The following is a 20,237-nucleotide window of genomic DNA, read 5'->3' on the forward strand; positions in this document are numbered from 1 at the left end:
TGAGGCGTCTTCAGAAGATGGTTTCAGCAGCCGACTTCGGTCCGACTGCCGGGCTGCGATGCTCTCCGGTCGCGTAGCGTCGGATCAACTGCGGTCGCCGATACAGCCGTTTTCGGCGAGCCGGCTCGCCGAGCGGGCTCGTGGAGAGAACCGCCGTCGGGTCTGTCCGATCGCGCCACCCGCGGTACTGCCGGTCCATAGGCAAAGGCGGGTACAGCCTGTTCGTCCGCGGGCGGTCGAGGGTGGGCGTATCACCGATGTGCCGATCACCCCGGAGGGAAGGCATGTCCACCACGCTGTTCACCGGAGCGAACAAAGGGCTCGGTTACGAGACGGCCCGCCGCCTGATCGAGGCCGGGCACATCGTCTACGTCGGGGCACGCGATGTCCACCGAGGCCGAGAGGCTGCCCAGCGGCACGGCGCACGCTTCGTCCAGATCGACGTCACCGACGACGACTCGGTCAAGGCCGCCGCCGCATGCGTCCGCGAGGAAGCCGGACGCCTCGACGTCCTGGTCAACAATGCCGGGATCGCGGGCGCGGGCAAGGCGGTCGGCGAGGTCACCGGGGCCGAAATGCGGACCACGTACGACACCAACGTCTTGGGCGTCGTGCGCGTCACGTACGCCTTCTTGCCACTCCTGGAGGCGAGTGACGCCCATGTCGTCGTCAACGTCGGCAGCGGCCTGGGCTCGCCCGCTGCCCGCCGTCACCGGGGTCCGGTCCGGGACCGGACCGGGCCGCGCCGGTCCGGGCCGGGCCGTGGGATCAGTCAGGTGGGAGTCGGAGTCGCCGCAAGCCCGTCCTGTCCGACGGCGCCACCCGCCGCGTCTCGCGGGGCAGGTGCGCCGAGTGGCCGGATCGAGCCCCGGTCCGGTGTCAGGTCTTGGCGGCCGGGCTCGCCGTTGCGCCGGAAGCCGCGTCGGTGTCCTGGCTCCGGATCGTCGCGGCTGCACGGTGCAGTTCGGTGAGCACCGTGCGTACGGCTCTTCGCGCGAGGCGTTCGGGGCGATGGAGCACATCGATGTGACGTCGGGCGTGGACGCCGCTGAGAGGTCTGAGGACCAACGCGGGATGCCGACGCGTGGTCCAGCGGGGCATCAGGGCCAGGCCGCCCCCGGCAGCGACCGCTTCGGCAACCACCGTGAATTCGTTGATGCGATGGACGATCTCGAGCCGTCGGCCGGCGGCAGTCGCGATGGCGTGGATGGTGGCCATCAACGGGAAGCCGTCATGAACGGTGATCCACGGCTGATCCGCGACGTCCCGCGGAGTGAGGCGTCGTCTTGAGGCCAACGGGTGGTCGGCCGGCATGGCGATGTCGAGCGGTTCACGCAGCAGCGTGGTGGCTGTGACAGAGCGCGGCCACGGACCCGCGTGGTCCAGATGGTGGGCGAGTACGAGGTCGTAGTCCCGGGTCAGCCGGGGGAAGTGGTCCTGCTCGACGTCCTCGTCGGCGAGCGCGAGCCGCGGGCGCCCAGGACCCGCCTGCCCCCGCAGCAGAAGCGGGAAGAATGCCGCGGCGGCGCTGTGGAAGGCCGCCAGCGACACCTCTCCGTCCGGCCGGTCGACGAACTCGTCGACGGTGTGCCGCGCCCTGGCCAGCGCGATCTCCACCTCGAGCGCCGCGCCGGCCAGGGCCTGACCCGCGTCGGTCAGCACCAGCCGCCGTCCGTCGCGTTCGGTGAGGGGGACAGGAATGGAGCGTTGCAACAGCCGCAGCTGTTGCGAGATCGCCGACGGAGTCATCAGCAGCGCCTCGGCGACCGCAGTGACACTTCCCAGCTCGCCCAGCTCCCGCAAGATCCGCAACTGTCGCTCGTTCACTCTGCCAGTGTAGTGATGCTTAAGGGATCATGAAGAAGCTCGCTCTTGGCTTCAGAGTCACGATCGTGCAGCGTAGGGGCGTGTTCCAAGCCCGCCGCACTGACGCGGTCCTCCTCCTTGTCGCCGTCGTCTGGGGCTCCAGTTACCTGGCCGCGAAGACGGCCACCTACGCCCTCCCGGTTCTGCTGGTGCTGTTCGCTCGGTACGTGCTCTCCGCGATCGCCTGCCTCGGTCTCGTCGCCGCCCAACGCCGCCAAGGCCGCTGCACACGGGACGAGGTCCGCGTCGGGGCGTTGCTCGGGGTCACGCAGGCGGCTGTGCTGGTACTGGAGACGTACGGCGTCGCGCACACCAGCGCGGCCAACGCCGGCCTCATCATCAGCCTCACGATCGTGCTCACCCCGCTGCTGGACCGCACGGCCGGCAACGGCCCGCTCCCTACGCGTTTCTTCGCCGCAACGGGGGTGTGCCTCCTGGCCGTCGGACTTCTCATGTCCGGCAGCGGCTTCCACACTCCCCGGATCGGCGACCTGCTGATGCTCGCCGCCGCGGTGGTGCGCGCGGCACACGTCGCGCTCGTAGGTCGGCTCACGGCCCGCCGCGCTGTGCGTCCGCTGCAGCTCACGGCTGTCCAGACGGTGGTCGGCTCTGCGCTGTTCGTGGTGCCCGCCGCCAGCGGCGTGCCGGAGCTGGGGCAGATCGATGCCACCGTCTGGGCCCAGCTCGTTTATCTCGCCCTGTTCTGCAGTGTGTTCGCCTTCCTCGCCCAGACCTGGGCCGTGCAGCAGAGCTCTGCCAGCCGGGCCAGTCTGCTGCTGGGCACCGAACCGGTGTGGGCCGTGGCGGTCGGCATCGGTCTCGGCGGCGAAGGGTTCACCGTCCTCGCCGCCCTCGGTGCGGCACTCATGGTGGCCGGAACGTACTGGGGACAGGCCGTGGAACGTGCCCATCGCACCATCAGGAATGAGGAGACCCCATGCCGGACCACGGCACCTACCAGCGCCTGATCGGCCTGCTCGACAGCACCGCGACCCCGTACGAGCTCATCGACCATGAACCGGAGGGCACCACGGAGACGGTCAGTGCACTACGCGGGCACTCCGCGTCGGAAGCGGCGAAGTGCATCATCCTGATGGTCAAGGTCGACCGACGCGTCACTCGCCACGTGCTCGCCGTCGTCCCGGGAGACCGACGGGTGGACCTCGGCGCGATCCGCACTTTGTTCGCCGCCCGCTACGTCGGGTTCTGCGACGCAGCCACCGCCGAGCGACTGGCCCATGCCGTCCCTGGCACCGTCCTGCCCTTCAGTTTCGACCCCGGCCTCGAACTCGTCGCGGACCCGGACGTCGTCGCACGTCCGCGCCTCTACTTCAACGCCGCCCGCCTCGACCGCTCGCTGGCCGTCTCCGGCGCCGACTACGCCAGGCTCGCCCGGCCACGCGTCGAACGCATCGCCAGTGGTGGCTCGGAATGACACGCCGCAAGGTCGTCGGCGTGACACCTCGGCGTCCGTGACCTGAGCCGCTGCCGGACGGAGACCCCTGCGGGAGTTCAGGAGGCGTCCGGGGCACAAGGCGGCGTTTCGCGGCCGCGATTGCGGTCACCCGGATGTCCGTGTGCTGAGGCGCAAGGCCCGGCCGTCGTCAGAGGAGTGCTGCGCATGCCCGATCGGTCTCGTTCCACGTCGGGCCAGTCCGCCGACGGGAGGCTCTGCTGGGAGGCACCCGTCCGGCACATACAGACTCCGGGCATCAGCGTCCCAGTCCGCACGACCTTCTCGTACGATCCGGACGACCCGTACACCGTGCAGGTCACCTTCCGGCCGGCAGCCCACAAGTCGGTCACCTGGGACCTGTCCCGCGATCAGCTCATCGCCGGAACACAGGCGCCGTCCGGAATGTGTGACGTGCGTATCTGGCCGGTCCGTGCGGACGGCGACAACCGCGTCCACATCCGGATCGGCCCCGCCCACGCCTGCGCCCTGTTCGAGACCGACCGCACCGGGCTGCGGGCCTGGCTGCAGCAGACCTGTCTCATCGTCCCGTCCGGATCGGAGTCGGATCGAATCAACTGGGACACGCTGACTCAGCGTCTGCTGACGGACCACTGATGGTTCGGATCCGCGGTCGCGGTCGGTGAACGCGTGGCCCGGCACCGCGTCGGCTTGGTCAGTTTCTGCGGCAGCACCGGGCCCCACCAACTCTGCTTGGCCTTGGCACGTTGCCCGGGCCTCGTTGGCTCCTACGTGTCGCTGATGTCGGAGGAGGTGTAACGGACGCGGGCCCAGAGCGGCAGCGCGAACCAGCAGAGCAGGTACCAGGCCAGGACTCCGGCCACGAGATAGGGGACGAAGCCGTCATGTGTCGCGGCCCGCAGGATCAGGATCAACGCGGAGGTCAGAGTGGCCAGCAGGAGCACGATGCCGGTGAACGTGAGCCGTGATGCCCAGACGACGGCCTGCGGCTTCATGCGGCGTCCGGAGACGATGCGGTGGAACGCAACCGGTCCGATAAGGGCTCCGGTGGCCAGGGAACCGAGGATGACCGTCACTATGTAGATGGTCTTGTCGGTCTGGTCCAGCTGCTGGAAGTGGGGTGTGAACACTACGGTCAGCAGGAAGCCGAGCAGAATCTGCACACCCGTCTGCGTGACCCGGATCTCCTGCACGAGCTCTTGCCACCGCCGGTCCGCCCGCTCCTCCTCGCTCTCGCCCCGGCCGTCCCGCTGCCCACTGTCCAGGGCTTCCGCTCTCGTCGTCATGGCGACTCCTCCATCTCACTGGTTCCGCACGCGTATACCCCCGAACGGGCGCCTGTCGCCCAGGACAGCGCAGGGATTTCCGACGGCGTTGGTGCGTGGGAAGACGGGCGCCGCCGAGTCGACACGGCCGAAGCCCGGCCTCCCCGTCTCTTCCTTCAACTGCTGCGAGACAGTGCCTTTTGCACGTGGCTGCGACTTCAGGCCGGCGGGACTGGCGTGGTCGCTTCCTCGGCTTCCGAAGGGGCTCCGTTCCCGCGTCCAGAAGCCGGGAGTCCGGCGCGCGCGCCGTTGAGCACCAGATCCACCGTCTTTTCGAGGAAGTCGTCGCCGAGCGGGCGGCCGAGCATGAGCCAGCGGAAGTACAGCGGGCCGGAGAGCGCCTCCAGGAGGAAGTCGGGATCGGCGTCGGCCGGCAGATCACCTCGCTCCACGGCCCGAACGAAGATCGTTCGTGAGAGCCGGAAGCGCTCGGGCCAGATCTTGTCGAGTACCTCGCGCACGTCGTTATTCTCGGAGTTGCGCGGCCCGACCTCCCGGACGAGCGCCGTGATCCAGGGAGTGTGCAGTACCTCGCGGATCTCCCCGACGTGCACCATGAGGTCCTCGCGCAGGTCTCCGGTGTCCGGCGGCGGCGCGATCTCGCTCTGCCGCTCGATGAACGCGGTGGCCACCAGAGCCGCCTTGTCACCCCAGCGCCGGTAGATCGTGGTCTTGTTCACGCCCGCACGCTCGGCCACCGCATCGATCCGCAGCGCCGCATAACCGACCTCACCGAGCTCAGCGATGGTCGCGTCCAGACGGCCTGGCCCACCCGCGCCGTCCGGCCGCCGGGCCGCGCCGTCGCAGCATCGGCGTGCAGACCGGGTCGCCGGCGCACCGGGTCCCATTCGGTTCGCCGTTCGCACCCGACAGATCCGAGACCACCCGGTGCGGCTCGGCCCACACCCGGGCCGCGGACCGATCGGTGAAGCGGCGATGCACGGTACTCGGACCTTCACCTCAAGAAGGACGCCGTAGTTGTCGATGCCCTATTCCGGGTCCTCATCCTTGCCCCAAGCGATCACGGAGGTGCCTTGTGACACATCTGGACAGGCGCAACCTGCTCGTGAACGGCGGCGCAGCGGCAGTAGGCGCAGCGGTCAGGCCACGGGACGGTGGAACGTCGGCCGGCGATCCGGCAGGGAGAAGACCCGCAAGGATCCGTCCGGCCCCCAGACCGGTGGCGCCGGTCAATCAGAAACTGGCCGAAAGGATGCCCATCGAATACAGGGCACTGCCGACGCAAGTGGTCGAGGTCGACGTCGAGAAACACATCTCCATCCACACGATGGACGACGTCGAATCGCGACGAGCCCACATCATCCGATACCTGTGGAAGGGGCGCGGTCTGCCCGCCACCATGCCGGCCGTCGAGCAGGGCGTCGGTATGCCGGCCGAGCTGGCCGGTCTGACCGGGGTGTCACTGGTTACCCGCCTGAGCGTTCCCATGCGGTACGGAGTCGGAGCGACCATGTACCTGGTCCATCCCAGGACCCCGCCGATCCGCCGACTCGGTATCCACCACACCGGCCACGGGGAAGACCCTGTCGTGCGCCTGCCGCCCGTTCAGGCACTACTGGACGTCGGCTACATCGTCCTGTGCTGCGACATGCCGTTCGTGGGCTGGAACACGCAGAGAATTCAGACCGTAGGCGATCCGTCAACCTATCTGGACCTCGGGCGAGGCGTGGCCGCGCACAACCGTCTGGCCGCCTACGAGTCGCCCACCTTCACGCCGCTGACGTACTGGCTGGAGCCGCTCGCCGTGGCGGTCAACTACGTCCAGGCAACGCTGCGACCCCGCTCGATCAGCATGGTCGGCCTCTCGGGCGGAGGATGGACGACTACGGCATACTCGGCGATCGATCCCCGGATCACCCGCAGCTACCCAACAGCTGGATCGCTGCCCGCTTTCCTGCATACAGCGTCGCTGGGTTCACAGGGTGACTATGAGCAGGAAGCGCTGACCGCACCCGGCTTCTATGCGCATGCCGGCCTCCTGGATCTCTACGCCATGGGCGCGATCGGCCCCCGGCGTGGTGGCCAGCTCCAGATTCTCAACCGTTTCGATCGCTGCTGCTTCTGGAGTGTCTCACACCGTAGCTATGCACCTGTCGTCAGCCATCGGGTAGCCCTTGCAGGCGAAGGCCATTGGGACGTCCTTGAAGACGCCACACACGACAAGCACCAAATCTCCCCCTACGCTCTGGATGTCATCCTCTGGGACCAGGAGCACAACCCCCCGGATTGAGAGCGCTTCTTGATCGGCGGTCGGGCGTTGCTCCCGGTACAGGGACGGTCGAACGGCTGATGCTGTCCCCTCTTGCGGTCCGCACCTCATCCCACCGTCGGGCCCGTGATGTACGTTCCGTTCTTGTCGTACGGCCAGGCGTTGGACAGGCACCCGTTCAGCCCCTTGATCTGCTGCATCATCACCGGGGCGAGCTGCCCTCGGCCCGGGCAGCCCATGTGCGCGCGGACGCCGATCTCATGTCCGACCTCATGGTTGATGATCAGGTGCCGGTACTGCGCCGGCGCCCCGTCGAACTGCGGCGAACCCAGCAGCCAGCGGCGCAGATTCACCACGACACCTTCGAGCGTCTCGCAGTTCAGCTCGCCACCGGTGTCGAAGCCCTGCGCGAGACACAGCCGGTCGGCGGTGGCAGGCGTGGCGATCTTGATGACGAAGTCGGCGTCGGAGGTGACCAGTTGGAAGGATCCGCGACCGTGTGCGCCCCAACTGCGCTGGTGCGCGAGGATCTTCTGGATCTCCCGAGCGGCGGCCTCGGCGGAGATCTCGATGCCGTCCTCGACCTGTACACGGTAGCGATGCAGCGGGCCGGAACCGACCGGGCTGCCGGACGCCTGCGCCGTGGTGAAGGTCCCAGGGCCTGCGGTGGGGACCCCGGGCGGCTTCGCCGGCTCCGAGGGCTTCTTCGGCACGGCCGACGGAGCTGTGCGGCGCTTGCCAGGTGTCGAACCATCAGTGCGGGACGAGGTCGCTTCCGGGGTCACGGACGGCTGTACGGCCCGGGCCGCCGACTCCGACGCAGGTTCGGCGGCGTACCAGCGCTCAAGGGCAGCCCCACCGAGACCACAGCTCACGAGGGCCCCGCTGAGGGCGATCCGGGTGGCCATGCCGTGGCGACGGACCCCGTGACGGCCCTTTCTGCGCCTTCCGGAAGCAGCAGCACGCTTACCCACAACACGCTCCCCGGCCCACCGGAGCGTCTGGTGAGGAGTGGACCACCGCGAATCTCCCACGCTCTTCGACGTGCGCAGGACCGCTCCGAGAGCGGGATCGGGCTTCGGGGTGCATCGCATGGTGCGCGGTCATGGTCGTCGATGCTGCATCCGCCATGTGACAGGACCTGGCCCGGAATACGACCGAACGATGACCACCGACCCGTCGAGCCGCGGCAGACGGTATTTCCGCATTTGCCGCTGACACAACGGAACTACGGGCCGGAGACGGGTACGCACAACGTCACCGTCCACAACGCCACCGTCGGCCGACCCGGCGCACGCCCGGTGTCACCGCGCGCCCCCACCAGGACGGCCTGCCCGGCCACGCCGGAGAGCGTTGGCCCCGCTGTGCTCCGCGCCGACCGACGGTGCTCTACGAGTCGGCCATCAGCTGGAGGAGATCCCGCAGGCTGTGCCGCTGGCCCAGGTCAAGAGCGGCCAGGGGGTCGGTCGCGAAGCGAAGGCGGTCACGCAGGTCCTCCGCGGCGGCTTTGCCGGCATCGGTGGTGACGATGAGCTTGACCCGCCGGTCGGCGGGGTCCGGAAGGCGTTCGACCAGACCGCGGGTCTGCAGCCGGTCCACGATGCCCGTCACATTTGAAGGGTCTGCACCCAGGAGCTCGGCCACACGCCGCATGGGCATGGCTTCGTCGAGCGCCAGCAGCGCCTTGACCTGGTGGGGCGTGAGGCCGTGATGGGCGGCGGCGGTCTCGTACTCGCGGCTGTAGCGGTCGGTGATCTTCGCGAAGAGGGCGATCACCTCGGCGGACAGGTCGTCTGCGGGCGTCATGACCACAGCCTAGACGAACTAGTCACAAGCCACCATGGTTGACAATAATGATGGTGCTTGACCACTATTTCGGTCGGCAACGGTCACGCTCCCCGGCAGTGCACCCACGCCGCCCACCCCCCGCAGCTCGAGGCCGCCGGTCAGGTCGCCGAGAGCATCGCCGACTTCCTCACCGCTCTCTGACCTGCGCCGACCCGCGACCGGGTGGCGATCCCCACCGACAGCTCATCTCTGAGGTCCACGGAACGCCGACCCGCCCCACACTCATGGAGCGCAACTGCTCATGCCGACGTCCACGTCAATCGCCCATCGTCAGACCGGCAACCTGTCAGTCATGCCTGCACTGCTGCTGGCCATGCTCGCCTTCTCCATGATCCAGACCTCGGTCGTTCCCATCCTGCCGTCACTGGCACGGGAATTCGACGTCACAGGTGCGGAGATAGCCTGGCTGGTGACCGCGAACCTGCTCTCGGCAGCCGTCCTCACTCCCGTGCTCGGCCGCGTCGGAGACACACGAGGGCGCAAGCCCGTCCTGCTGGTCGCGCTCGGGGGCCTGGTGGCGGGCTCGGCCCTTGCCGTCGCCACCCATTCCCTCCCGTTGCTGATCCTCGCCCGTGTTCTGCAGGGAACCGCGGGCGGTGTCCTGCCGCTTGCCATCGGTGTCGTGCGTGACGCAGTGCCGGGTGCACGCGCTGCCGGAGGCGTAGCCCTGATCAGCGCGGCGTTGGGTGTCGGCAGTGGTCTCGGCCTCGTTCTCACCGGCCTCCTGCTTCAGCTGTGGTCCTACGAGTCCATCTTCTGGGTCGGCCTGGCCCTGGGGCTCCTCGCTGTCGCCGCAGTGATCGCCCTCGTTCCCAGCGATCCCCCACGGGATCGCACAGGCGGCGCGGATCCCGTGGGCGCCGTCCTCCTCGCCGCATGGCTGTCGTCCCTCCTCATCGCCATCAGCCAGGGCAACGGCTGGGGCTGGACGTCCGCCCCGACCGTCGGGCTCTTCGTCGCGGCCGTGCTTCTGGCAGGGGTCTGGGTGGCCGTCGAGCGCCGTGTCGCCCATCCCTTGGTCGACCTGGCCATGATGTCCAGGCCGGGTGTCGCCGTCTCGAATGCGGCGGGCGTCCTCATCGGGTTCGGGATGTACGGATCCTTCATGGTCATCAGCAACTTCGTGCAGACCCCGGCGCCGGTCGGCTACGGTTTCGGCGCAAGTGTGCTGAGCGCGGGCCTCCTTCTCCTCCCGTCCGCCGCCGGGAGCCTGATCGCAGCCCCGGTCGGCGCCGCCGTCCTCGCTCGTCGCGGACCTCGGACGCCGTTGGTGCTCGGCGGTGTGCTCGCGTCACTGTCCATGACGTATCTGTTCCTCCAGCACGCCCGCGAAGCCGATGTCCTGGCGGCCTCGGCAGTATTCGGCCTCGGCGTCGGTCTGGCGTTCGCCGCCATGCCGGCCTTCATCAACTCCGAGGTGCCCCCTGCCCACAGCGGCAGCGCCAACGGGATCAACGCCGTCCTGCGCACGGTCGGCGGCGCGACGGGAACCGCGGTCCTCAGCGCCGTACTGACGAACGACACGATTCCCGGCGTCGGTCTGCCCGGTGCGGACGCGTACAGACTCACGTTCCTGATCACCGCGGCCGCCTGCCTGGTGGCCGCCGCCGTCCCCGTGGTCCTCCGCCTGACAACTCCGTCCCGGCCTCGGGCCGGATCCGCCGGTGCGCCGAAGACCGTCTCCTCGGCTCCGAACCCGCCGGGGCGTTCGCAACCACCGACCCCTGTCGGCGCCGGTGATCACCCCGCTCCCCCACACTGACGCACAACACGCAGGAACGCCTCGGAGCCGCCGCCCAACGCGTGCTGCCATGACCGAAGGCCGTGACTCCGGGCGGCCTACCTGCCTCCCCCGGCGAACGGGCGACCTTGCAGCGCACACCGCTCGCCGTGAGAGGCACAAAGCACGTAGTCGCCTCCACACCAAGGCGTGCTCCCCCACGCCTCTGTACCGCCTCTTCGCCGACCCCCGCAGGCTGTCGGCGCCACAACGCGGCTGCGAGCTCTGTGCCGCGCCCGCCGAGAACATCAGCTGCCCAAGGCAACCAGGTCACAGATCTGTCACGCCGTCGACACACAACGTTCGGGTCGCGCATGATGCTTACCAGCACCAACAGCAAGAGGGGGGCTCGTGCGCAACCGCACCGCCATCGTCACGATCACCGCCACGACCGCGCTCCTGGCCCTGCTCACCGCCTGCGAGCCGGGCAGCACCAGTTCCAAGCCGGCTGCCTCGGCGCCCACCGCCCCGGACGACGGAGCCGCGAAGCCCACATCCGCAACCGCGCCGTCCACCCGCCAGGCCGACGAGTCCGCCGTACTGCCGAATGTCGTTGGCAAGGGCCTCCAGTCCGCCCAGGACGAGGCTCAATCGGCCGGCTTCTACGCTCTCGCATCGCACGACGCCCTCGGCCGTGGCCGCATGCAGGCCTTCGACAGGAACTGGAAGGTCTGCTCACAGAAGCCGGCGCCCGGAACGCACCCGACAGACACGCGCATCGACTTCGGAACCGTGAAGCTGGAAGAGAACTGCCCCGCGAGGGACGAGGGCGAACAGCCCGAAGCCAAGGGCACCATGCCGAATCTTGTCGGGAAGAGCGTCAGGGTCGCCCGCAAGGCACTGCCTTCGAACACCAGCATCACGACGAAGGACGTCAGCGGACAGGACCGGCACATCCTGGTCGAGTCGAACTGGCAGGTCTGCTCGGTGAGTCCGGCTGCGGGAGCGAAGCTCGACGGACAGCCGGTGACGATCAGTGCGGTGAAGTTCGACGAGGACTGCTGACGGGACGCGTGCAGCCAAGCCCCGTCGCGCACCCTCGCGGTGGAGCTTCGGCAGTTGCACCAGGCGGGTGGTCGGCCTGTGGACGCGTAAGGCAGTCCGCGCTGCCGCGCATGCCCGCGCCCGGCCCCGGGGGCCGGGCGCAGTTCTGCCCGGCAAGATCCGGACCGCCGCGCCGTGGCGCCCGCTCCGGGCGGACGGCGGACGCAGGCGCCCCGCTCGCCCGACGGCGGTCAGGACACCTGGTCAGCACACCTGAATGCCGATGAGGCAGGTGTCGTCGTCGGTGTCCGACTTGCTGTGCGTCAGCAGACGGTCGAGCCGGCGTTCCAGGGTGGTTGCCGGGGCCTGAGCGGTGGCGAGCAGTTGGGTGAGGGATTCGTGCACGGCCGTGTCCCTGCGTTCGACCAGGCCGTCGGTGTACATCAGCAGCGTGTCGTCCGGCTCGAGCCGGACTTCGTCCTCCTGGAACTGGGCCTCCGCGAGAGCGCCGAGGAGCAGCCCGCCCAGCAGGGGAAGGGCCCGGGCCTCGCTCCCCCGCACGAGCACCGGAGGCAGGTGCCCGGCCCTGGCCCAGCGCAGGATGCGGGTCTCCGGGTCGTACAGTCCGCAGACGGCGGTGGCCGTCACCTGTTGGGTGAGATGGTGGGCCACGAGGTTCAGCCAGGACAGCAGCTGGCCGGGGCCTGCGCCGGTGACGGCGAGACCGCGCATCGCGTTGCGCAGGACCACCATGCCGGTCGCCGCCTCGATCCCGTGGCCGGCCACGTCTCCGACACACAGCAGGATGCGTTTGGACGGCAGGACGACGGCGTCGTACCAGTCGCCGCCTACCAGGGACTCGGACTCCGCCGGCCGGTAGCGTACGGCGACCTGGAGTCCGGGGGCGTCCACGGTTCCCGGCGCGGGCGGCATGATTGCGTGCTGGAGTTGCAGCGCGAGGCGGTTGCGCTCGGCCGATTCCTGTTCGGTGTGCGCGAGTTGGTCACGGGTGGCGGCCAGCGCCACCTCGGTCCAGTGCTGGGAGGAGATGTCCTGGTAGGCGCCGCGCACCGAGAGGAGCCGGTCGTCGGCGTCGAGGACGGGTTCGGCGATGACCCGCATGTGGCGGGTGACGCCGTCGGGGCGTTGCAGGCGGAAGGCCGTCGCGGTGGGACGCCGGTGGTGGAGCACCGCCTGGAGGAAGCGGCCGATGGCGACGGTGTCGTCCGGGTGCGCGTGGCCGGCGAGATCCTGGAGGGACACCGGGTGATCGGTGACCGCACGCCCGTACAGGGCGAAGAGCTGTCCGTTCCAGGTGATCTCGCCCGTGACGAGGTTCTCCTCGAAGCCGCCGATGCGGCCGAGGCGCTGCGCGTGCTGGAGCAGGCTGGCGAGCCGTGCGGTCTCGTCCTCGATGCGCCAGATGAGCAGGACGCTGCCGCCGTGCCGGCTGATGCTGAGATCGGCCACGGAGGCGAGCGGCACCTGGTCGACGAGTGCGGTGAGCGTCATCCGCCGGGCGCGGAAGGGTTCCCCGGTGGCGTAGACGTGCTCGACCTTCTCGAACAGATCACTGTCACCGGCGGCCATGGGGTACGCCTCCAGCAGCAGCGCTCCGTTGACGGCGCTGCGGGCCCGTCCCGCCGGGTCGAGAAAGCTGCTGTTGGCGTGGCGGATACGGAAGTCGGTGACATGGCCTTCCGGATCGAAGTGCGGTGTGAGGACCAGCGCGGGGTCGTACAGCCCCTCGGAGAGGTCGACCAGTTCGGAGACATCAGCCAGTTCCAGCGCTGCCGGCAGGAGCACGCCGGAGGCGGGCGGGTTCTCGAGCGTGTGGCCGCACAGCTCGGCCAGCGCTTCGAGCTGTCGGACGACTGCGGGCGACTGCGGAGTGAGTGGCCCGGGCCAGCAGATCTCGAGAACGCCGTGTATCCGGCCGCCCGTACCCGCGGGCAGTGCGACGCGGCCGCCGTCCGGCATCTGGCTGTGTCCGATGGAGGGAGTGCCGACCTCGGCGAGGGAGGTGATCCGTGAGGTGCAGCGCTCGCTGAGGGCGCCTCGGGCCACGGTCGCCACACCGGGCGGTACGTACCGCCATCGTCCGGCCTCGTCGGCGCTGAATCCGGCGTGGCCGCACAAGGTGAGGGAGGCGTCCGAGCCGGCGGCCCACACGGCAACGGCCGTGGCTCCCAGCGGGGCCAGGGCGTGTTCGAGCAGAGACTCGGCGACAGCCTGTGTGTCGCCGGCGGCCAGCGCGGCGCATTCCGCTGTGCGCAGTCGCACGGCGACGGACGCACCGGGCTCTTCCTCGTGCTCCGGTTCGCCGCTCGCCCGTTTGAGGAAGTCGTCGGCGGCTTCGGCCACTTGGTCGCGTGCGGCCTGATTGATGATGTCCGCGGCCAGTTCCAGCTGGGACACGCCGGCCTGGTCGGCGAGTTCGGCCAGCTGCCGGGCCGCCTGTGCCGGGCCGCAGCTGAGCCGCTCGATCATGATGCCTTTGGCCAGTTCGACCAGGGCACGGCCGTCGGCAGCGGCGTGCGCCGCCCGCACCTCCCCTCGGAGCCGTTCGACGGTGGCCGCCAGGCGACCGACGCTCGAGGTCTGGCCGGAGCGTGCCCCTTCAGGTGCGGTCCCGAGCACATGAGAGGACATCAGATATGTGCCCTCCGCCGTCATGAGGTTGTCCGGCGACGACATGGCAGGCAGTTGCGCGGCGGCATCGGCGGTGCGGGGCTCCGATTCCACGAACAGGTCGTGCCCGGAGTCGGACGCCACCGGCGAGTCGTCGCCGTCGCGGTCTCCGTTGTGCTCAGGAGCACTCAACGCGCTGACTCCTCGGTGAAGTGGCTGCTTGCCGTGGGATGGACATGTACCTGGGACTCGGCGATGACAGTGTCACCTATCGGTCGTTGAGCCAGCGGCGGACGCAGGCGATGAGGTCGTCGGCATCCACGGGCTTGGTGACATAGTCGCTGGCCCCGGAGGCGAGACTCTTCTCCCGGTCCCCTGGCATGGCCTTCGCGGTCACAGCGATGATGGGCAGGTCCACGTGTGCGGGCATCTGGCGGATCTCCGCGGTTGCCGCGTAGCCGTCCATCTCGGGCATCATCACGTCCATCAGGATCAGGTCGATGTCCGTGTGTTCGGCGAGTGCTTCGATGCCCTTGCGGCCGTTCTCCGCGTGCAGGACCTGGATGCCGTGCAGCTCCAGGATGCCGCTGAGGGCGTAGAGGTTACGGGCATCGTCGTCGACGACGAGGACGGTGCGGCCGTGCACGCCGTTGTCCACCGTCTGCGGAGCGTGGGGGCGGGGCTCCTCGGCGCGCACCAGGGGAACGACATCGCCCGGCTGCTCGGCCGACAGGTGCAGCGCGATCCGCTCGCGCAGTTCGTCCAGGCTGGAAAGCAGTTCCATCGGCCGCTCCTGGGCGCGCGACTGCAGGGTTCGCTCGTGCGCCGCGTCGAGGCGGCGGTTGTTGTGTGCCAGTACGGGAACGTTGCGCAGAGCGGTATCGCCGTCCATGGCGTCGAGGAAGCGCAGGGCCTCGCTGTTGGCCATGTCGAGTTCGAGCACCACACAGTGGAAAGGCTGCGCGGCAAGCGCACTGGCGGCTTCCTGCGGTCCCACCGCCGCGATGATCTCGATGTCGTCGCGATCGGCGGAGTCGTGCCCGCCCGAGAGTTCGGCCACCGCGCTCTCGGCGACCAGGGACAGCAGCCCGCGCGGTCGCTCCTCGATCACGAGGAGTCTGCGCGGCTTTCGCAGGCGGGGAGCCGTGGCGGCGATGCCACGCTGCCCGTCGGAGTCCTCGGCGGTCCCGCCGTCCTCGGCCGACGTGGCCGGTCCGTCCAGGCTCTGTTCCCGGAAGTCGGCGCGCGCGACGGGCAGGTACAGCGTGAACGTACTGCCCTGACCGGGTGTGCTCACGGCGGTGAGCGCGCCGCCGAGCAGATGTGCGATCTCACGGCTGATGGACAGGCCGAGTCCCGTGCCGCCGTACTTGCGGCTGGTGGTGCCGTCCGCCTGCTGAAAGGCGCCGAAGATCGCTTCGAGCTGCTGCTCGGCGATGCCGATGCCCGTGTCCTTGACCCGGAACGCCACGACGGCACCGCCACGATGGACCGGGGCCGGCAGCTCGGCGGCGGATGCCGACTCGATGCGCAGCTCCACGCTCCCCCGTTCGGTGAACTTGACGGCGTTGGAGATCAGGTTCCTCAGGACCTGCCGCAGCCGGGAGTCGTCGGTGAGCAGGTCCACCGGCACACCGGGTGCCCTGGTGATGGTGAAGTCGAGGCTCTTCTGCGTGGTCATGGGCCTGAACGTGGCCTCGACATAGTCGAGCAGCTGCCGCAGTACGACGCGCTCGGGGTTGATGTCCATCTTGCCGGCCTCGACCTTCGACAGGTCGAGGATGTCGTTGATGAGCTGCAGCAGGTCGGAGCCGGCCGAGTGGATGATGCCCGCGTATTCGACCTGCTTCGCGGTGAGGTTGCGGGTCGGGTTCTGGGCGAGCAACTGGGCGAGAATCAGCAGACTGTTGAGCGGGGTCCGCAGCTCGTGGCTCATGTTGGCGAGGAACTCCGACTTGTACTTGGACGCGAGGGAGAGCTGCTGCGCTCGGTCCTCGAGTTCCTGACGCGCCTGCTCGATCTCCAGGTTCTTGGCCTCGATGTCGCTGTTCTGGGACGCGAGCAGGGCGGCCTTCTCCTCGAGTTCCGCATTGGATCGCTGCAGTTCCTCCTGCTGGACCTGCAGTTCCTCTGAGCGCGACTGGAGCTCACCGGCGAGCCGCTGGGATTCGCCGAGGAGCTCGTCGGTGCGGGCGTTGGCGACGATGGTGTTGACGTTGACGCCCACGGTTTCCATGAGCTGTTCGAGGAAGTCCCGGTGGACGGGTGTGAAAGCGGTGAAGGAGGCCAGTTCGATGACGCCGAGGACCTGGTCGTCGACGACGATCGGCAGCACGATCAGGCTGCCCGGGGTCGCCCGGCCGAGCCCGGAGGAGATGGTGACGTAGTCGGCGGGTACGCCCTCGGCGGCGATGGTGCGGCGGCTGCGAGCCGCCTGACCGACGAGGGACTCCCCGAGCTTGAAGCGGTCGTGTCCTGCGCTGTCGGTGGGCCGCCCGTAGGAGCCGACGAGCCGGAGCTCGGTGCCGGTCGGAACCTCCTCCGCGAGGTAGAAGGCGCCGTACTGGGCGGAGACCAGGGGGGTGAGTTCGTCCATGACGAGCTCGGCGACCACGGCCAGGTCACGATGCCCCTGCATCAGCCCGGAGATCAGGGCGAGGCTGGACTTCAGCCAGTCCTGCTCCTGGTTGGCCCGCGTCGTCTCGCGCAGGGAGCCCACCATCGCGTTGATGTTGTCCTTGAGTTCGGCGACCTCGCCGGAGGCGTCGACGGTGATCGACCGCGTCAGGTCACCCTCAGCGACGGCGCTGGCGACCTCGGCGATGGCCCGCACCTGGCGGGTGAGATTGCCGGCGAGCTCATTGACGTTCTCCGTGAGGCGCTTCCAGGTGCCGGAGACGCCTTCGACCTCGGCCTGGCCGCCGAGCCGCCCCTCGCTGCCGACCTCACGGGCGACACGGGTGACCTCGGCCGCGAAGGAGGAGAGCTGGTCGACCATCGTGTTGATGGTCGTCTTCAGCTCGAGGATCTCGCCCCGGGCGTCGACGTCGATCTTCTTGGACAGGTCTCCGTTGGCGACCGCGGTGGTGACCAGGGCGATGTTGCGGACCTGGCCGGTCAGGTTGTTCGCCATGGAGTTGACATTGTCGGTGAGGTCCTTCCAGGTGCCGGCGACGTTCGGCACCCGGGCCTGTCCGCCGAGCCGGCCCTCCGTGCCGACCTCGCGGGCCACGCGGGTCACCTCGTCGGCGAACGCCGACAGGGTGTCCACCATCGTGTTGATCACCTCGGCGAGGGCGGCGACCTCGCCCTTGGCCTCGACCGTGATCTTCCGTGACAGGTCACCGCGCGCCACGGCCGTGGCCACCTGGGCGATGGAGCGCACCTGGCCGGTCAGGTTGGAGGCCATCACATTGACGTTGTCGGTGAGGTCCTTCCATGTACCGGAGGCGCCGCGCACCGTGGCCTGGCCACCGAGGTTGCCCTCGGTGCCGACCTCACGGGCGACGCGCGTGACCTCGTCGGCGAACGCGGACAGCTGGTCGACCATCGTGTTGATGGTCTCCTTCAGCTCCAGAATCTCCCCGCGGGCGTCCACCCGGATCTTCTGCGACAGATCACCCTGGGCAACGGCCGTCGTGACCTGGGCGATGGAGCGCACCTGGGCCGTCAGGTTGTCGCCCATGACATTGACGGACTCGGTGAGGTCCTTCCACGTGCCGGAGATGCCCTTGACGTCGGCCTGGCCGCCGAGGCGCCCTTCCGTACCGACCTCACGGGCGACACGGGTGACCTCGGCCGCGAAGGAGGAGAGCTGGTCGACCATCGTGTTGATGGTCTCCTTCAGCTCCAGGATCTCCCCACGGGCGTCAACGTCGATCTTCTGCGACAGATCGCCCTTCGCGACCGCGGTGGCGACCTGGGCGATGGAGCGCACCTGGGCCGTCAGATTGCCCGCCATGAAGTTCACCGAGTCGGTCAGGTCCCGCCAGGTGCCGGAGACGCCCTTGACGTCGGCCTGACCGCCGAGGATGCCTTCGGTACCGACCTCCCGGGCCATGCGGGTCACCTCGTCGGCGAACGACGAAAGCTGATCGACCATCGTGTTGATGGTGTTCTTCAGCTCGAGGATCTCCCCACGGGCGTCCACGTCGATCTTCTGCGACAGATCGCCCTTCGCGACCGCGGTGGCCACGTGGGCGATGTCGCGGACCTGAGTGGTGAGGTTGCCCGCCATCGCGTTGACCGAGTCGGTCAGGTCGGCCCAGGTGCCGGAGACGCCCGGAACATCGGCCTGTCCTCCCAGGGTTCCTTCGGTGCCGACCTCGCGGGCGACCCGGGTCACCTCCGAGGTGAACAGGGACAGCTGATCGACCATGCCGTTGAACACGGTGGCGATCTCACCGAGCAGACCGTCCGCCTCGTCCGGGAGACGTGTGCCGAAGTCACCGTCGCGCACCGCTGTGAGACCGGCCAGAAGCTGTCGCAGCTCCGGCTCCCCGACCTTGCCCGCACCGCGGGCGCGTGACCGCGGCACCGGACGCACGTTCTCGACCGTCGTCTCAGCCATGACCAATCCTCATTACGCTCGGTCAGGCATCCCGCCGGAGGACGGGACACCGTCACGGCCCACGACACGGGCCGCCCCCCTCGACGTCTCACCACCTCGGCACGACAGTTGTCGTACGGCAAGATTCGAGGCAGCGTACCCCGGCGCGGCTCCCGGAGGGAAACGGACGCGAGGCGGGCCGGACACCAGCATGGGAACGCTGCGGGCTTCGATCATCGTTGCGCCCTGGCCGCTTCCGCACCCTCTCATCGGGCGGCCTCCCCGTCGACCTCGTCCCAGGGCAGGGGGCCGGAACCGTCGCTCCACGCGACGAGGCGCCGAAGGTCCCAGCAACGGATACCGCAGTGCTCGGCGTACTCGAGCGCCGGCTGCGTGAACTCGCCGGTGGTCACGACGACTGCCACGTCCGCCTCATGAACGGCGAAGCAGGTGCCCCCGAAGCGTTGCACGTCCTGCGAGCCGACTTTGTTGACGGGTCCGTAGCGCTTGCACTGGATGACGATGCTGCGTCCGTCGGGCGTGGTGGCCATGATGTCGGCACCGAGGTCCCCCGCCCCGCCCACGACCTGGACGCCCCGGCAGCCGTCTCGCTCACACAGGGCTGCCACGGACTGCTCGAAGACCGACGGGTCCATGGCCGCGTAGTCGGTGGCATCGATGGATTCCTCATGCTCGTCCACCTCCAGCACCGGCGCGCCCGTCCGCCGCTCCAGGTCCGGCCCGCTCTGTGCGGCGATCTCATGCGTGAGGTCGACAAGACCGTCGGCGACCCGGCCCACGGCACGACGCCGGCGAGCGGTTCGCAGCAGTGCCGCTGCCGTGCAGACCGCGGCGGTCGCGACCACCGCGGCCCCAGGGTGTTCTCCGGCCGCCCGCACGACGAGTTTCACGGTGAGCCCGACCGCGCACAGCGCGATGGCGACCAGGCCGAAGAAGAGGACCGACTGACGAAGGCTGAACGCCGTTCTCCGCTCAGCACGTTCGGGCCCTCCACGAGGAACGGTCATATGCGGCATCCACCTCCGCGCACGTCTGCACCAAGATCACTCATGGCTGCCGTATGCCCCGGGCACCCCACTTCAACAGCAGGAATCCCAGGGCCCACCGGTGAAGGCGACCGAACCCGCGGCCGCCGCCGGTCACCCACCGGCCGGTCGGCCCGACCTCCGGAAACAGGTCCTTCACACCCGTGTACGGCCGGTGCGGTCGGGGGTAGTACTGAGGCGGACGCCCGTGGCGGGCGCCGGAGTGGCCCGGGCCCCGGGCCACTTGATGGATGAACAAGAAGGAAAAAGCATGGCCAGCGGCACCGTGAAGTGGTTCAACTCCGAAAAGGGCTTCGGCTTCATCGCCCAGGACGGTGGCGGCCCGGACGTCTTCGCCCACTACTCGAACATCTCGGGTAACGGCTACCGAGAGCTCGTGGAGGGCGAGGCCGTGACGTTCGACATCACGCAGGGGCAGAAGGGCCCGCAGGCGGAGAACATCGTCCGCGGCTGAACGACGGGCTGAGCGACACCCGGACCGGCGGCGCCTGCATGGTGTGTGCGGGAGCCGCCGGTGCGCGG

Annotated in this window: 16 protein-coding genes and 1 pseudogene; 9 read left to right on the forward strand and 8 right to left on the reverse strand. The window is 69.0% G+C overall.

Annotated features, from left to right (window positions below; all coding sequences use genetic code 11):
* Window positions 1–284: 284 nt before the first annotated feature.
* Window positions 285–695: pseudogene (locus ACFU5O_RS20945) on the forward strand (SDR family NAD(P)-dependent oxidoreductase); the annotation flags it as partial.
* Window positions 696–879: 184 nt separating this feature from the next.
* Here the strand turns inward: ACFU5O_RS20945 and ACFU5O_RS20950 are convergent.
* Window positions 880–1,827, reverse strand: coding sequence for a LysR family transcriptional regulator (locus ACFU5O_RS20950; protein ID WP_384242528.1), 948 nt, complete (start codon window positions 1,825–1,827; stop codon window positions 880–882).
* Between the two features lie 80 nt (window positions 1,828–1,907).
* Here ACFU5O_RS20950 and ACFU5O_RS20955 point away from each other — a divergent pair, with 80 nt between their 5' ends.
* From ACFU5O_RS20955 to ACFU5O_RS20965, 3 genes are all read left to right on the forward strand, one after another.
* Window positions 1,908–2,834 (forward strand): DMT family transporter, encoded by a 927-nt coding sequence (locus ACFU5O_RS20955; protein WP_384242531.1) that lies wholly within the window; start codon window positions 1,908–1,910, stop codon window positions 2,832–2,834.
* Window positions 2,804–3,301 carry a YbaK/EbsC family protein gene (locus tag ACFU5O_RS20960; protein ID WP_384242533.1) on the forward strand — a complete coding sequence of 166 codons (498 nt, stop codon included), beginning with the start codon at window positions 2,804–2,806 and terminating at the stop codon, window positions 3,299–3,301. The genes ACFU5O_RS20955 and ACFU5O_RS20960 overlap by 31 nt, the downstream gene beginning before the upstream one ends.
* A 186-nt stretch (window positions 3,302–3,487) precedes the next feature.
* Window positions 3,488–3,937 carry an SsgA family sporulation/cell division regulator gene (locus ACFU5O_RS20965; RefSeq protein WP_384242535.1) on the forward strand — a complete coding sequence of 150 codons (450 nt, stop codon included), beginning with the start codon at window positions 3,488–3,490 and terminating at the stop codon, window positions 3,935–3,937.
* 131 nt (window positions 3,938–4,068) lie between these two features.
* Here ACFU5O_RS20965 and ACFU5O_RS20970 read toward each other — a convergent pair whose 3' ends face one another.
* The gene (locus ACFU5O_RS20970) at window positions 4,069–4,587 is read right to left on the reverse strand and encodes a DUF6328 family protein (protein ID WP_384242537.1); all 519 of its coding nucleotides are present in this window, start codon (window positions 4,585–4,587) and stop codon (window positions 4,069–4,071) included.
* A 197-nt stretch (window positions 4,588–4,784) separates the two neighbouring features.
* On the reverse strand, window positions 4,785–5,474 hold the full coding sequence (locus ACFU5O_RS20975; protein ID WP_384242538.1) for a TetR/AcrR family transcriptional regulator: 690 nt from the start codon (window positions 5,472–5,474) through the stop codon (window positions 4,785–4,787).
* Window positions 5,475–5,839: 365 nt separating this feature from the next.
* On the opposite strand from ACFU5O_RS20975, the gene ACFU5O_RS20980 reads away from it, so the two are divergent.
* Window positions 5,840–6,877 (forward strand): hypothetical protein, encoded by a 1,038-nt coding sequence (locus ACFU5O_RS20980; RefSeq protein WP_384242540.1) that lies wholly within the window; start codon window positions 5,840–5,842, stop codon window positions 6,875–6,877.
* Window positions 6,878–6,963: 86 nt separating this feature from the next.
* On the opposite strand, the gene ACFU5O_RS20985 is transcribed toward ACFU5O_RS20980, so the two are convergent.
* Together ACFU5O_RS20985 and ACFU5O_RS20990 are read right to left on the reverse strand one after the other, a co-directional pair.
* Complete coding sequence (locus ACFU5O_RS20985) at window positions 6,964–7,764, reverse strand: DUF3152 domain-containing protein (protein WP_384242543.1); 801 nt, start codon at window positions 7,762–7,764, stop codon at window positions 6,964–6,966.
* Window positions 7,765–8,245: 481 nt separating this feature from the next.
* Window positions 8,246–8,662 (reverse strand): MarR family winged helix-turn-helix transcriptional regulator, encoded by a 417-nt coding sequence (locus ACFU5O_RS20990; RefSeq protein ID WP_384242545.1) that lies wholly within the window; start codon window positions 8,660–8,662, stop codon window positions 8,246–8,248.
* Between the two features lie 57 nt (window positions 8,663–8,719).
* Here ACFU5O_RS20990 and ACFU5O_RS20995 point away from each other — a divergent pair, with 57 nt between their 5' ends.
* From ACFU5O_RS20995 to ACFU5O_RS21005, 3 genes are all read left to right on the forward strand, one after another.
* Window positions 8,720–8,845 carry a hypothetical protein gene (locus ACFU5O_RS20995; protein WP_384242547.1) on the forward strand — a complete coding sequence of 42 codons (126 nt, stop codon included), beginning with the start codon at window positions 8,720–8,722 and terminating at the stop codon, window positions 8,843–8,845.
* A gap of 151 nt (window positions 8,846–8,996) precedes the next feature.
* The gene (locus tag ACFU5O_RS21000) at window positions 8,997–10,466 is read left to right on the forward strand and encodes an MFS transporter (RefSeq protein ID WP_384242548.1); all 1,470 of its coding nucleotides are present in this window, start codon (window positions 8,997–8,999) and stop codon (window positions 10,464–10,466) included.
* 369 nt (window positions 10,467–10,835) lie between these two features.
* Window positions 10,836–11,489 (forward strand): hypothetical protein, encoded by a 654-nt coding sequence (locus tag ACFU5O_RS21005; protein WP_384242551.1) that lies wholly within the window; start codon window positions 10,836–10,838, stop codon window positions 11,487–11,489.
* 243 nt (window positions 11,490–11,732) lie between these two features.
* Here the strand turns inward: ACFU5O_RS21005 and ACFU5O_RS21010 are convergent, their stop codons facing one another.
* The 3 genes from ACFU5O_RS21010 to ACFU5O_RS21020 form a co-directional block, all read right to left on the reverse strand.
* Complete coding sequence (locus ACFU5O_RS21010) at window positions 11,733–14,120, reverse strand: SpoIIE family protein phosphatase (RefSeq protein WP_384242795.1); 2,388 nt, start codon at window positions 14,118–14,120, stop codon at window positions 11,733–11,735.
* Between the two features lie 247 nt (window positions 14,121–14,367).
* Window positions 14,368–18,669, reverse strand: a complete 4,302-nt coding sequence (locus tag ACFU5O_RS21015) for a HAMP domain-containing protein (protein WP_384242553.1) — start codon at window positions 18,667–18,669, stop codon at window positions 14,368–14,370.
* A gap of 245 nt (window positions 18,670–18,914) precedes the next feature.
* Window positions 18,915–19,676, reverse strand: coding sequence for a restriction endonuclease (locus ACFU5O_RS21020; RefSeq protein WP_384242555.1), 762 nt, complete (start codon window positions 19,674–19,676; stop codon window positions 18,915–18,917).
* Window positions 19,677–19,965: 289 nt separating this feature from the next.
* Between ACFU5O_RS21020 and ACFU5O_RS21025 the strand changes: the two genes are divergently transcribed.
* Window positions 19,966–20,169 (forward strand): cold-shock protein, encoded by a 204-nt coding sequence (locus ACFU5O_RS21025; protein WP_108953368.1) that lies wholly within the window; start codon window positions 19,966–19,968, stop codon window positions 20,167–20,169.
* The last annotated feature ends 68 nt before the right edge of the window (window positions 20,170–20,237 follow it).

It is taken from the genome of Streptomyces sp. NPDC057445 (assembly GCF_042802855.1).
In the GTDB taxonomy this organism is placed as follows: domain Bacteria; phylum Actinomycetota; class Actinomycetes; order Streptomycetales; family Streptomycetaceae; genus Streptomyces.